We start from the raw sequence: 13,587 nt of genomic DNA on the forward strand, positions 1-13,587 counted from the left end.
GAGGATGACGCGCGCCGCTCACCGTGACCAAGTTAAAGATGTCTCGCTTCGCTCGACATGACACAGGGAGGATGACGCGCGGCGCTCACCGTGACCAGGTTAAAGATGTCTCGCTTCGCTCGACATGACACGGGGAGGATGACGCGCGGCGCTCACCGTGACCGGGTTAAAGATGTCTCGCTTCGCTCGACATGACACAGGGAGGATGACGCGCGGCGCTCACCATCCTACGCCCCAACAGCCCCCTTGTCCTTTCGAGCGGAGCGAGAAATCTTGCCATCCGATGCACTCCGATGCTCCCCTTTTGTCCTTTCGAGCGGAGCGAGAAATCTTGCCATCCGATGCACTCCGATGCTCCCCTTTTGTCATTTCGAGCGCAGCGAGAAATCTGCCAATCCGGTGCACTCCGCTCACCGTGACCGGCTCTAAAGATGTCTCGCTTCGCTCGACATGACACGGGGAGGATGACGCGCGGCGCTCACCATCCCACGGCCCGGTAGCCACCTTTTGTCATTTGTCACTCACCTTTTGTCCTTTCGAGCGGAGCGAGAAATCTTGCCATCCGATACACTCCGATGCTCCCCTTTTGTCATTTCGAGCGGAGCGAGCAATCTTGCCATCCGATGCACTCCGACGCCACCCTTTTGTCATTTCGAGCGCAGCGAGAAATCTGCCAATCCAGTGCACTCCGCTCACCGTGACCGGCTCTAAAGATGTCTCGCTTCCCGAATGCTGAGCATCCAAAGGTGTCCTTACCAAAGCGGCGGTTCAAAAATCTTGAGCGCCAGAATAATGATGACCAGTAAGCCTATGGTGACGCCAACCTGATTGGAACGGCGCGCTAGCGTCTGATACTCCGGGTTGCCGCTCCCTTTGGCATCAAGCGTCTTGATTTGCCGGCTCAGCAAGGGAGTGTAGACCCCATATGCTAACGCCATTGCTACGAGATAAACCGCGATTGCCACCCACAAAAACGGTGCAACGTTTTTACCCATGGCAATCATAAGTACGCCGGTGATGCCTCCGATGAGATAGCACGGATTGGCAACGTAGTCGTCGATGAACTTGACGCCGCGCAGCGCAAACGGCAAGTTAGCAGAATCGTGCGTGCCGCGGGCGATTCAGATAGCGTAACTGGCGTTCAAACCAACTGCGGTCGTTGTAGTGACGATATGTAGAAAGACCAGCAGTGTGTAGATGAGAGGATTTGCTCCTTCCGGTGGTGGATGCATAGGCGTTTCTCCGTTTGACGGACAGGTTATGCCGAAACTATAATGGAACAATCCTGGATGATCTATGTTGATCTATCCAAATTCCTTTGCCAATCGTCTATTCGTTGTGGATGCATTAACCCAAATCCTTGATACGTTACGCCTTAGGAGCAGTGTCCACTGCCGTTCCGAACTTGGATCGCCGTGGGGGCTGCATGTTGCGCCGCGTGCGTGCGCGGTCTTTCACGTACTACATCGTGGCAACGGCTATGTGCGGTTAGCAAGCGACGATACTCTGCTGTCGTTATGCGAAGGAGATGTGCTGCTCTTACCGTATGGCGATGAGCATATCCTCTGCGAAACACCTACCGCACCGCTCTTCCACAATCTTGAGCTGGATTAGTGGGGAGAATGTGCTTTGATGCGCTGGAGTGATCGCCCAACCGCGATCGTGTTGTGTGGAACATTCGATGTTGAGCAACGCGAGCTACTGCCAATCTTGCAACAAATGCCCCGTCTCATTCATATTCTGCGCAGTGAAGCCGGTGCGCTTGCCGGTGTGCTGGCGCTGATGGCCGCAGAAGCCGAAGCGGCGCGGCCTGGCAAAGAGGCTGTTTTGCGCCGGTTGACCAATATTTTGTTCATTCAGATCATCCAGCGCTGGGTTGAGTTGCAAGGTGTGGAGCGTTGCGGCTGGCTTGGCGCGCTGCACGATCCGCTGATCGGCAAGGTGCTCAGCCTCATCCACAGCCAGCCCCAGCAGCCGTGGACAGTCGCCGCGTTAGCGCGGTCAGTGGCTTGCTCGCGATCGGCCTTTGCTGCTCGTTTCTCTGCCCTGACTGGCGAAGGGCCAATCGTCTATCTCACCCGTTGGCGCATGCAACTGGCTGCTCGGTTACTGGCCGAACATCCCCATGCGCGGGTAAACGAGGTTGTCGAACAGGTTGGCTACCATTCGGAAGCGGCTTTTAGCAAAGCGTTCAAACGTGCAATGGGAGTCGCGCCGCGTAAGTATCGGCAATAAAGGCTGCGAATAGCCACCAAACGCCACAAACGACGCAAGATATAGCGTGTATATTGTGCCGCTTGGGCCTTGTTGCGGCGACGCCACTTGTGACTCTTTTGTCGTTTTGTGTCTATTCCAACCCATTCCGCGCAGCAAGCTTCGTCATCCTAGCCCGGTCTCCGCCGGGCCGGCAGTTCCTGCTCACCATTTTTGTTACTTGTGGTACTATACAAAAATTAAGGCAGTGATGCCCGTCGCCGTGACGGGCATTTTTGTATCTTTGAGCCAGAAAACGAGGTGAAGGGTATGTCCGTTGGGGTGGCTTATACGCTGACCTTGCGCTGCCAAATCGAAAATCGGCCCGGTATGTTGGGCCGGCTCACGACCCTGATCGGCGAGGTTGGCGGCGACATCGGCGCAATCGATATTGTTCGCGCTGAACGTAACTTTCTTGTGCGCGATATTACTGTGCGCGTACAAGATGAACAGCACGGCGAGCAACTGGTAGCCGCAATCAATACGCTGCAAAACATTAAAGTGCTTCAGGTGAGCGACCGTGTCCTCCTTACCCACCTCGGCGGTAAGCTTACTACCCAGAGCCGGGTTCCGCTAAAAACTCGTGATGATCTCTCCCTGGCCTACACGCCCGGCGTGGCTCGTGTCTGCCGTGCAATCGCCGACGATCCTGAAAAGGTCTATTCACTCACGTGGAAAGGGAATAGTGTTGCCGTGGTCAGCGATGGTTCGGCGATCCTCGGTTTGGGCAATCTTGGCCCCGAAGCGGCGATGCCGGTGATGGAAGGCAAGGCGATTCTGTTTAAAGAGCTGGCCAATATCGATGCGGTACCGATTTGTCTCCGCTCACAAGACCCCGACATTATCGTACAGACGGTTGAACAGATTGCACCGAGCTTTGGTGGCATCAATCTCGAAGATATTGCTGCCCCCAATTGCTTTATCGTCGAGGGCCGACTGGAAGAGAGCCTTGATCTGCCGGTGATGCACGACGATCAGCACGGTACTGCGGTGGTAGTGCTGGCTGCCCTCCGCAATGCCTTGCGTCTTGTGGGCAAAACGCTGGCCGATGTGCGGGTAGTGGTGAATGGCGTCGGCGCTGCCGGCACCGCCATTATTCGCACACTGCTCGAAGCCGGCGTCGGTGAGATTACGGCAGTGGATCGGTTCGGGATTTTAGCTGAGGGTGACTACGCCCGTCAGACGCCAATGCAACGCATTATCGCTTCCCTCACCAACCGTGAGCGTCGGCGGGGCGATTTGACCGTCGCTCTCCACGGCGCCGATGTGTTCATCGGAGTGTCGAGAGGGAATATTCTCACCCCCGACCACATGCGCTCGATGAGTGCTGACCCAATCGTGTTTGCATTGGCCAATCCCATTCCTGAGGGTGATCCCGACATGCTGCGCCAGTACGCGCGTGTGGTTGCAACCGGACGGAGCGATCAGCCGAATCAGATCAATAATGTGCTCAGTTTTCCCGGCATCTTTCGTGGTGCGCTTGATGTCAACGCCCGCCGTATCACCTCGGCGATGCGTCTCGCTGCTGCTGAGGCGTTAGCAAATGCGGTTTCCATTGAGGAGATGAACGAAGACTATATCGTGCCGAGCGTCTTTAATCGCCAGATTGTACCGGCCATTGCAAGTGCGGTGGCACAGGCTGCCATCGCCGATGGGGTGGCGCGTCGCAATCATTTGCCAGGCGATTAGCGGGTGATAATGCTTCACCACGGGGACCATGGGGCGCATACCGCGCCCCGTGCCTATCTCCTAATCGTCTTGCAACCAAGTGCGCCACGCCGCTTCGAGTGTTGCCAGATCGACACCGTAGACACCGTGATAGTCGGCACTTCCAACTACACCGTTACCACTGCGGTAAACAACTTCGAAGGTGTCATGCCCGTATGTAACGAGTAAGTACTCGACAAAACTAGCCCATTGGTAGTAGAGCATGTTCATCTCGGCAGCCGGCTTACCTAGATGAGTAGCGATCAGTGGTAGAGGTGCTTGCCCGCCGAGAAAAGTGCGAAAATCCTGCGCTCCACTGAGCCAATACCGACCTGCATCCCACGTTGCCCACCCTTCGAGTAGGATCGGGTCGCTACGCAGATGAGCTTCGCCAAAGTGATCGTGAGCGAGCTGATGCACAAACTCGTGGGCAAGAATGTTGACGGCGCGGTCCGGTGGGATGGCGGCGCACGTAGTGACGTGTACTTCGCGGGTTTGGGTATAGGCGGCGCCGTGCAAGGCGCATTGCGGGTCTGCAAGGATCTGCACCGTGATCGGCCCCACCGGCGCTGTGCCGGTGCGTGCGCTAACGTACTCCAGTGCCGTGACCAGCTCCGCCGTAATCGCGTCGAGGCTGGCATCGCTTGGCAGTGCCTGTGGCGCAACGCTGATCCGCAGAGTGTCAGCCTGTACCGGCAGCATTGACCAGCCGATCGCCGGCGCAGCCCCGCCCCCGCTGAAATCAGCGACCAGCGGGGCGAGGCGGCGCGGCTGATGGGCGCGACTAATGGTGATCACCGCCGCCGCAACGATCACGACGATGGCGATGATCAGCCAGCGTGTTCTTAGCGTAAGTGTCACTGGTAGCCTTTCGTAGGCGATACTGTGCTCGTGCGTCGCTACTCGCTGATCACCTCGTATTGCGCCCGTTCACTGGTGTGCGGCGTGACCGCAATCACCACCAATACCCCGTGCTCGCCGTTGTTTAAGGTTGCCGTCGCAACGCCATCGGCATTGACCGTCAGCGGCTCCACCGTGATCTGGCCATCGGTCGCCGTGCGCACCAGCCGTAATTCCCATTGCTGCGGTAGATCGCCATCGACGCGCACAAACCCTGCTGCCTCCCAGCCATTATCACCCTCTTCGACGGTATCACGAAAACCGATTTCGGGGATGGTAATGTTGTCAATCAAGATACCAGGTGCATGCACCCCTTGATCGTTGATCGACCAAAAGCGCAGCAACACCTCTTGCCCGGCAAACGGCGTCAGATCCATCTGCTCGCTCACCCAGCGCCCGCGCAAGCCGTCTTCAACATTGGCCTCCGGTCTCCCCGAAACACCGGTCAGACCGTGACCATAATTCACCCCCTGCGGATCGTAGTCGGTCGTCCACTTGCCGGGTAGGGTCTCCCATGTCCGCCCGCCGTCAGTCGAAACAGTGACGAAGGCGTAGTCATAGTCGTCTTCGATCTCGAACCACGTGTCGAAGGTGAGTATCGCTGAACTGACCCCACGTAGATCGATCTTGCGCGTGAGCGTCGCAATACTATCATCACTGCGGTTACTCCACCATGCGTATCGTCCCCGTGGCATCTGTCCGGCGATGCGCACGGTAGTGTCGCCACGGAAGGTTACTGAGCGCGTATTCGATGGTAATGCAAGGTAATCCACGCCGAACTGCACAATATCGTCTTGGTATCGCCGATTGATCGGTGTTGGGCGTACTGTATGCGGCAGGAGATTCCTCAATTCGGTACCGGTGTCGTAGGTGTAACGACCATCGCCTACCCGCGGGTCGTTGAGTAAGTTGGCAACGGCCCAGTCAGTCATGATCTGCCGAAAGTGCGTAATATCGGGTCGGACACGTGTGGCTAACTCGACGAACGCTTCGAGATTGTTACCGGCGTTGGCCCGAATCAACGGGCGTAACTGGTCTTGACCGGTGTATTGGGCATAGATGTAGCGCATAAAGAGATGAGCAGCGCCGTAATGCACGCCTGACTGGCCGGGCGCAAAGCCCCACCCGGTCAATTGAATGTCGGTATTGCTTAGGTAGAGCGGAATGAAGCCTTCGCTCTGAAAGCCGTTGAGGTCTTCGGCCAATTGTGACATTCCCTCATTGAGCCACAAGGCACTACCCGGCTGTTCGTTCTGATGGATCATGTGTTGAAATTCGTGGGCCAGCACGTCGAGATAGGTATCGCTATCGAACGGCATCAGCTCGATGTTCATAAAGAACATCTCACGCTCATTGCTGTAGCGGTTGACCTGTTTCGGTAATGAGTCGCTCGACGAATAATAACCGAGGATCTGACGACTGCGCTCTACCGCGTTCAGAATGGTAATCCGGTTGTCACCGTCAACCCCGGGTTGCACCTCACTGCCGAAGATCTCGCGGGTACGCGGGTAAATCTCTTGTTCAAAGGTACGTGCAGCACGTTCCAGTGCATCCTGATCGAAAGGCACGCCGGTTTCGACGTACATCAACACCACCGGCCCAATGTAGCGTAGCTCAGCAGTGATTTCGTATTGGCTATCGTTACTAAAATCGGTTACAAAAAAAGATCGGCGTTCGCCAAGCTGTACGTCAAGAGGTGTAGTACGCGCTACATGGGGGCAATCCTCTGATGCCAGCCGACACGTGCCGAGTTGGCGGGCTAGCTCAACTTGATCGCGCGGCAGACGAGCAGCCGCATCGATCAGTGCGATTTCATTTACGTCGTTGTTCGGTGTGGGAGTAACCATCGCTACCGGCGTCGGTGGTGGTGGCGGAGCATGGATGGTACCGGTAGCAGATCGAGGTGTCGCCGTAGGTCGGTAGTCTTCCGATGGTCTCTCGACCGATGGCATACAGCCGGTGATTAGGGTGAGTGCAATAATAAGAAGGAATCGTCTCATAATGAAGCCGTTAGGATACAGATCGGTAGGTCGGAATGGGCCACATCCCGTGTTAGCAGGTTCTGCGGCTCATACTACCTGCATTGTACTGTAAAATGGGCGCCACTCGCCATTGAGTGACGCCCACTGAAGGGGGAAGGATGGAATCTATGTCAACGCGCTGTGTGAGTGTTAGGCAACGATGGCGGTGTTCCCGCTACGGTTAGCCATTGCCCGCAACCGCGAGATACGCTTGTGCGTCTCTGGGTGCGTGCGGAACAGGTTTGCCAATCCACCCAACATTGGGTTAACGATGTAGAGATGCGCTGTTGCCGGACGTGCTTCTTCCATTGGCATACGACCGGCGGCCCACTCGAGCTTCTCAAGTGCGCTGGCAAGCGGCAACGGATTGCCAAGAATTTGTGCGCCACCGGCATCAGCCATGTACTCACGCGAGCGCGAAATCGCCATCTGGATAATCAGTGCCATAATCGGGGCTAACATAGCGGTCAGGATGCCACCGACCAGCCCGGCGATACCGCCATCTTCCTCCTCATCACTGCCGCCCAATCCGGCAAATATCATTCCCCACATCACCATATCGGCCAGCATCCCAATGGCGCCGGCAATCGTCGCGGCAATTGACGAGATCAGTGTATCGCGGTGCTTGATGTGGGCCAGCTCGTGTGCAATCACGCCGGCTAGCTCCTCACGTGTCAGCAAGCGAGCAATCCCGGTCGTTACTGCTACGGCACCGTGCGCCGGATCTCGTCCGGTCGCAAAAGCGTTGGGTGCATCAGTATCGATAATATAGACGCGCGGCTTGGGTATCCCGGCTCGCCGTGACAGCTCCTCGACCATTGCGTGCAATTCAGGTGCTTCGTCTGGGCTGACTTCTTGCGCCCCACTCATCTTGAGGGCAAGCGTGTCGGAAAACCACCAAGCTCCCATATTCATCACGACGGCCAGCACAAACGCAATAATCATACCGATCTGTCCACCGACCGCGCCACCAATTGCGATGAACAACCCGGTCAATAGACCGAGCAGGCCAACAGTCTTTAAACTATTTACCAACATTGTCATAACGCTGCCTCCACAGCCGTTCTATATTCAGCACAATATCGCACAGTTGCAGAGCTAGTATAGCGAGCCAAGCTGTGAAGGCCAAGGGGGGGCTTTCCTCTGCGAATGGGGAGAAGTTCCCAATGTTCGTATGGAACGCGCTCTTTCAGTTAACACCGCGGGGCAGCCCTCCAACGTGGGGTGGGAATGGCCCCCTCTGCGACCTCTGCGCGCTCTGCACCTTTGCGTTTCTTGCTGATGATTTATCACAGCCTAACCCTAGTACGGGATGGACTCCTCTGCGACCTCTGCGCGCTCTGCACCTTTGCGTTTCTTGCTGATGATTTATCACAGCCTAACCCTAGTACGGGATGGACTCCTCTGCGACCTCTGCGCGCTCTGCACCTTTGCGTTTGGGTGGGGCACACTGCCGTGGGGCACACTGCCGTGGGGCACACTGCCGTGGGGCACACTGCCGTGGGGTACACTGCCGTGGGGCACACTGCCGTGTGCCCCTACTGCGTCTTTGCGATTACCGCAATTCTGGTGGTGGTACCAATCCGCGTTGGACGGCTACAATGGCCGCCTGAGTACGATTACTCACCCCAAGCTTCTGAAAAATCTCGCTCAAGCGGTTACCGACCGTCTTTTCGGCAAGGCTCAGCTTCAGCGCAATCGCTCGGTTATCGTCACCTTGGGCAACGAGCGCCAGAATATCCCGTTCACGCGGGGTCAGCACCTCATGCAGCGCCGGTGCGTTATCGTTGCGTCGCAGCAGATCGAGCACGCGCGCCGCAGCACTGCTGGCCAACGCCGCCTCACCGCGATACACAACGTGAATCGCCTCGATCAGCTCTGACGCATCTGCATCTTTCAGCAGATAAGCATTGGCACCTGCCCGTAACGCTTCGAGCACGGTCTGCTCGTCGCGGTGCATCGTTAGCACGACGCAGCGGGTGTGGGGACTGACATGCCCGATCTGGCGCGCCGCCTCAATGCCGGTCATGACCGGCATTGAAACATCGAGGAGCGCAACATCGGGTTTTGTCGTTTTCGCCGCTTCGACTGCTGCTGCACCATCACGCACTTCGGCGACAACCTGGAACCCACCTTTGCGCTCAAGGATCTCACGCAGGCCTTGCCGGAACATGGTATGGTCATCAGCAATCAGAATCGTGATCGGATTACTCATAGCTTCCCCGTTGGTGTTGGTTATTGACTATGAGCATCTTACCACGAGTGCCGTTGATAGGGCAGGGGAATATGCCCGCTTCTTCTATCTTGCATTATGTCTCTTCACTCTCCAAAATCCCTTCGAGTCGTGAGGGTTGTGGTGCTGCTTGTCCTTGCCGGCCAAAATCGCCGCGACGGAACACAATCTTGCCGCCAGCCATCGTCAACATCACCTGTCCCTTCAACCGTTGGCCGCGTAGCGGCGTGTTACGCCCACGTGACCGGAAGTGATCGGGGTCTACCACCCAGCTCCGCTCAGGATCGAAGATCACGATATCGGCGGTTGCCCCGGGCCGCAAGTTCGCCGGCGACCGGTTGAGTACCTGCGCCGGCCCCTCGGTGAGTTTCGCAATCAGGTTGACAATATCCATCTCACCGCGATGAACGAGAGTCAGCGTAAGGGCCAGTGCCGTCTCCAGACCGCTGATGCCGGGTGGGGCAATCCCATACTCGCACTCACGGTCAACACGTGCGAGCGGCGCGTGATCAACTGCAATCGCATCGATCACGCCATCACGCAAGCCGGCCACCAACGCTTCCACATGTTCAATGCTGCGTAAGGGCGGTTCAACCCGCGTTGAACTGTCGTATGGCGGTAATAGGCTTGGCTCAAGCCACGATGGTAAGCTCAGATCGGGATGGGCGCCGGCGCGGCTGGTTTCGATCTCGTTTCGCTCTTCCAACCAGCCCAGCAGCCAGCGGTCGGTCAGCGTCAGGTGGTGCGGCGTCACTTCTGCCGTCACCCGCACTCCACGCGCGCGTGCAGCTCGGATCAGTGCGACGCTGCCGGCTGTGCTCACTCGGCTGATGTGCAAATGAGCGCCGGTCGCTTCGGCGAGAGCAATATCGCGGGCTACAATGGCCTCTTCGGCGGCCGCAGGGATGCCCGGTAGACCTAAACGTACACTCACTGCCCCTTCATGGGCGACGCCACCGGCAGCCAACGACGGGTCTTGACACGTCACCATCACCGGCAAATTGAGCGCTGCCGCATACGATAACGCATGCCGCATAAGCGCTGCGTCGGCGATGGTCCGTCCACCGTCACTAAACGCAATACAGCCAGCTTCGGCCAGTTCGCGCATCTCGCTCAACATACGCCCTTCGTTTCCCAACGTCAACGCGCCGATCACATCGATCCGCACACTCCCAAAGTGCGCGACCAATTCACGCAACTGCCGAATCGCCGCCGCGTTATCCGGGGTGGGGTGCGTTGTGGGACGGGCGCACAGCGTGGTAAAGCCGCCAACGGCTGCTGCCGCGCTCACACTGCTAATCGTCTCTCGATGTTCTTCGCCCGGCTGTCGCAGGTGGGTGTGGAGATCGGTAAAACCCGGTGCGACGACACAGCCACGAGCGTTAATTACTTCCACGTCCGGCCCGATGGGTTCGCGATCGCTGTGGAGATCGGCCAGATCGTACAATCGTTCAACTTTGCCGTCGGCGACCAAAATATCACCGATAGTTGCCACTCGGTTGGCCGGATCGATAATTGTGCCGTTTTTTATGAGATACCGCATCGTTTTCACCTCTCAACCGGCCATTCGGTACAGTAACGCCATTCGCACGGCGACACCGTTGGTTACCTGTTCCTCGATGACTGCCGTTGCAGATGTAGCGACTTCAGGAAAGATTTCGATCCCTTCATTCATCGGCCCAGGATGCATCACAATTGCATGTGCTGGTAGGCGCGCAAGGCGTTCGGCAGTGAGACCGTATATGCGGGTATATTCGCGTAACGCCGGCAACAAGCCGTGTTGCATACGCTCTTTCTGCAACCGGAGCGCCATTACCACATCGGCCTCGGCCAAGAGCGGATCGAGGTTGTAGGCAATGCGCACTGTCGGCCATGTGGCCGTCCAAAATGCCGACGGCCCGATCAGTGTCGGTGGCCCACAGAGGGTTACGCGCGCACCAAGCTGGGTAAGCCCCCACAGGTTTGAACGCACGACCCGACTGTGCAGAATATCACCCACGATCACCACATTCAGATCGCGGATCTGACCATGGTGCCTGCGCATCGTGTAGAGGTCGAGCAGTGCTTGGGTAGGATGGGCATGGCGACCATCCCCCGCATTGATCAACGCACCACGAAAATGACGAGCAACCAGGTATGGTGCTCCCGACTGACTGTGCCGCATCACAATGATGTCGGCTCCTAATGCTTGGAGGGTGCGCACCGTATCAACCAGTGACTCACCCTTTTCTACGCTACTGCCACGTGCCGTAAAGGCGACGACGTTGGCCGACAACGCACGCGCTGCTAGCTCAAACGAGATCCGGGTGCGCGTGCTCTCTTCAAAGAACATATTGACTACCGTCTTGCCACGTAAGGCCGGTACCTGCTTGATCTCGCGGCTAAGCACCTCACGCATGCTTTCAGCAGTCTCTAAAATCTCCTCGATCTCGGTGGCAGTAAAGTCGTCGAGATCGATGGCGTGGCGGCGTCGTTCAGTCATTGTTCGTACCTCGCAGAATGACAACTTCATCAACCCCGTCGGTTTCGCGCAGGCGAACCTTGACCCGCTCCGACAGCGAGGTTGGCACGTTTTTACCGACATAATCGGCCCGAATCGGTAATTCACGATGACCACGGTCGATGAGGACGGCCAGTTGAATGCGGGCCGGACGACCCAGATCGGCAATCGCGTCGAGGGCTGCCCGTACCGTCCGCCCGGTGAACAGTACATCATCGACCAGCACGACCGTTTTGCCGGTTATATCCGTCGGGACATCCGTTTTGTACACGCGCGCCGCCGGCCCACGTAGCTTTAGATCATCACGGTAGAGCGTAATATCGAGTTGACCGACCGGCACCCGTGTTCCCTCAAAGTCGGCAATCGCAGCAGCGATCCGTTCGGCCAGTGGTACTCCCCGACTGCGAATCCCGACGAGGACGACATGCTGCAAACCACCGTTACGTTCATCAATTTCGTGGGCAATGCGTACCAGTGCTCTGCGTATTTCGTCGGCTGATAATATCTGTTTCTCGTTGCTCATGCCTTCCTCCGCAATGCCACATCCGGCAGATTTTGCCAACAAAAAACCCCTTGCCCGCCGGAACGGGGCAAAGGGAGCACGGCAGTTGGGGCCGGTTCAAACGCTGGTTCATACTCAGTTCACTCCTTCACAGCCTCACGGGGCTGTATTAAAGGTTGCATTATCGTACCACGGGCCGCCACGTGCGTCAATGGTTATCGGGAAAACTTCCCGCTATCGTTGAGGGAGAAACATGGTACCATAGCGATAGGTAAATGTTTAGGGTAGAACATTCGTGCGCCTCTGTGGCGCCTCGCCGGAGATAATCGTATGCCGCGAGTGCTGATTTTACACGCGTCAGTAGGAACCGGTCATAAACGTGCTGCCGAAGCGCTGGCCGCCGCCTTTAGCCGTCGTCAGCCTGGTGAAGTGCGTGTCGAGGATGTCCTCGATCACACCTCCCGTCTCTTTCGCTTCGCATATGCTCGTTCCTATCTTGAATTGACCGATCGCGCGCCGTTGGTATGGGGCTATTTTTACACACAAACGAACGCCGACCCCAATCTAGCCGAGATCACCAACAATATTCGCAAGTTGGTTGAAAGTATCGGGACGAACGGCCTGAAAGAGGTCTTACGCGCCTTTCAGCCCGATGTTATTATTTGTACCCATTTCTTGCCGATGGAGCTGCTGGTCAGCTATAAACGTAGTGCGCGCCTGACCGAACCGGTCTACTGCGTTATTACCGATTACGCCGCCCATACCTTCTGGACGTACACCGAAATCGATGGCTATTTCGTCGGTGATGAACAGACACGCGCACAGCTCATCGAGCGTGGTGTTAGCCCACAGCAAGTGGTTGTGAGCGGTATTCCGATCGATCCATGCTTCGCCCAACCGAACGATAGCCGTGAAGCCCGGATACGTCGTAACCTGCCGCCAGAGGCGACGGTGGTGACGCTGTTTGGTGGTGGGGTTGACGATGATCACGTGCGGCTGATCGTTAGCCAACTTCTGCAAAGTCCACTAAAGGCGACGCTGGTGGTGGTCGCCGGGCGTAATACGACCCTGGTCGAGTCGTTAAGCGATTTTATTTCAACCCCGAATATCGATCTGCGGGTCTTGGGATTTATCGATTATGTCGATGATCTGATTACAGCGAGCGATTTGGTGATTACGAAAGCGGGTGGGCTGATCGTGAGCGAGATTCTCGCCCGGGGTACACCGATGATTATCATTGATCCTATTCTCGGCCAAGAGGAGTGGAACGCCGATTACGTCGTTAGTACCGGTAGCGGGATCCAATTGCGCATGTGCGAATCGACCGCACGGGCTGTGCTCAATCTGCTGAATCACCCTACAATGCTGGCTGAAATGCGACGGTGTGCAAAGGCAGCGTCGCATCCCAATGCAGCTCTCGATATTGCCGAAAAGGTGATCGCCGATCTTGAGAGTTATCGTCACGCCTAAG

At 56.9% G+C, this 13,587-nt stretch carries 11 protein-coding genes and 1 pseudogene; 4 read left to right on the forward strand and 8 right to left on the reverse strand.

Annotated features, from left to right (window positions below):
* Positions 1-752 precede the first annotated feature (752 nt).
* Positions 753-1,121, reverse strand: coding sequence for a DUF2269 family protein (locus ACP5OT_RS13145; protein ID WP_424677076.1), 369 nt, complete (start codon positions 1,119-1,121; stop codon positions 753-755).
* A gap of 175 nt (positions 1,122-1,296) precedes the next feature.
* Between ACP5OT_RS13145 and ACP5OT_RS13150 the strand changes: the two are divergent.
* The 3 genes and pseudogenes from ACP5OT_RS13150 to ACP5OT_RS13160 all read left to right on the forward strand — a co-directional run.
* Positions 1,297-1,869: pseudogene (locus ACP5OT_RS13150) on the forward strand (cupin domain-containing protein); the annotation flags it as partial.
* Positions 1,870-1,941: 72 nt separating this feature from the next.
* A complete protein-coding gene (locus tag ACP5OT_RS13155; protein ID WP_424677077.1) occupies positions 1,942-2,235 on the forward strand; it encodes a helix-turn-helix transcriptional regulator in 294 nt (97 codons plus the stop codon).
* A gap of 288 nt (positions 2,236-2,523) precedes the next feature.
* Positions 2,524-3,942, forward strand: a complete 1,419-nt coding sequence (locus ACP5OT_RS13160; RefSeq protein ID WP_424677062.1) for a malic enzyme-like NAD(P)-binding protein — start codon at positions 2,524-2,526, stop codon at positions 3,940-3,942.
* Positions 3,943-4,002: 60 nt separating this feature from the next.
* Here ACP5OT_RS13160 and ACP5OT_RS13165 read toward each other — a convergent pair whose 3' ends face one another.
* From ACP5OT_RS13165 to pyrR, 7 genes are all read right to left on the reverse strand, one after another.
* Complete coding sequence (locus ACP5OT_RS13165) at positions 4,003-4,821, reverse strand: hypothetical protein (RefSeq protein ID WP_428132369.1); 819 nt, start codon at positions 4,819-4,821, stop codon at positions 4,003-4,005.
* Between the two features lie 38 nt (positions 4,822-4,859).
* The gene (locus ACP5OT_RS13170; protein WP_428113052.1) at positions 4,860-6,860 is read right to left on the reverse strand and encodes a hypothetical protein; all 2,001 of its coding nucleotides are present in this window, start codon (positions 6,858-6,860) and stop codon (positions 4,860-4,862) included.
* 171 nt (positions 6,861-7,031) lie between these two features.
* A complete protein-coding gene (locus tag ACP5OT_RS13175; protein ID WP_424677065.1) occupies positions 7,032-7,925 on the reverse strand; it encodes a zinc metalloprotease HtpX in 894 nt (297 codons plus the stop codon).
* A 511-nt stretch (positions 7,926-8,436) separates the two neighbouring features.
* On the reverse strand, positions 8,437-9,096 hold the full coding sequence (locus tag ACP5OT_RS13180) for a response regulator (RefSeq protein ID WP_424677066.1): 660 nt from the start codon (positions 9,094-9,096) through the stop codon (positions 8,437-8,439).
* Positions 9,097-9,190: 94 nt separating this feature from the next.
* Positions 9,191-10,657 (reverse strand): dihydroorotase, encoded by a 1,467-nt coding sequence (locus ACP5OT_RS13185; RefSeq protein WP_424677067.1) that lies wholly within the window; start codon positions 10,655-10,657, stop codon positions 9,191-9,193.
* Positions 10,658-10,669: 12 nt separating this feature from the next.
* Positions 10,670-11,596: an aspartate carbamoyltransferase catalytic subunit gene (locus tag ACP5OT_RS13190; protein ID WP_424677068.1), complete on the reverse strand. Its 927-nt coding sequence runs from the start codon at positions 11,594-11,596 to the stop codon at positions 10,670-10,672.
* Entirely contained in the window at positions 11,589-12,137 is a 549-nt protein-coding gene (gene pyrR, locus ACP5OT_RS13195; RefSeq protein ID WP_015942053.1) for a bifunctional pyr operon transcriptional regulator/uracil phosphoribosyltransferase PyrR, read from the reverse strand. The genes ACP5OT_RS13190 and pyrR overlap by 8 nt, the downstream gene beginning before the upstream one ends.
* Before the next feature lie 309 nt (positions 12,138-12,446).
* Between pyrR and ACP5OT_RS13200 the strand changes: the two genes are divergently transcribed.
* A complete protein-coding gene (locus ACP5OT_RS13200; protein WP_424677069.1) occupies positions 12,447-13,586 on the forward strand; it encodes an MGDG synthase family glycosyltransferase in 1,140 nt (379 codons plus the stop codon).
* The last annotated feature ends 1 nt before the right edge of the window (position 13,587 follow it).

It is taken from the genome of Chloroflexus sp. (assembly GCF_049970315.1).
Lineage (GTDB): Bacteria > Chloroflexota > Chloroflexia > Chloroflexales > Chloroflexaceae > Chloroflexus.

What these genes read in the sequence shown, in the direction of transcription:
- ACP5OT_RS13160 (WP_424677062.1), top strand. Translation starts at nt 2,524, where the DNA reads ATGTCCGTTGGGGTGGCTTATACGCTGACCTTGCGCTGCCAAATCGAA.
- ACP5OT_RS13170 (WP_428113052.1), bottom strand. Translation starts at nt 6,860, where the DNA reads ATGAGACGATTCCTTCTTATTATTGCACTCACCCTAATCACCGGCTGT.
- ACP5OT_RS13175 (WP_424677065.1), bottom strand. Translation starts at nt 7,925, where the DNA reads ATGACAATGTTGGTAAATAGTTTAAAGACTGTTGGCCTGCTCGGTCTA.
- ACP5OT_RS13180 (WP_424677066.1), bottom strand. Translation starts at nt 9,096, where the DNA reads ATGAGTAATCCGATCACGATTCTGATTGCTGATGACCATACCATGTTC.
- ACP5OT_RS13185 (WP_424677067.1), bottom strand. Translation starts at nt 10,657, where the DNA reads ATGCGGTATCTCATAAAAAACGGCACAATTATCGATCCGGCCAACCGA.
- ACP5OT_RS13190 (WP_424677068.1), bottom strand. Translation starts at nt 11,596, where the DNA reads ATGACTGAACGACGCCGCCACGCCATCGATCTCGACGACTTTACTGCC.
- pyrR (WP_015942053.1), bottom strand. Translation starts at nt 12,137, where the DNA reads ATGAGCAACGAGAAACAGATATTATCAGCCGACGAAATACGCAGAGCA.
- ACP5OT_RS13200 (WP_424677069.1), top strand. Translation starts at nt 12,447, where the DNA reads ATGCCGCGAGTGCTGATTTTACACGCGTCAGTAGGAACCGGTCATAAA.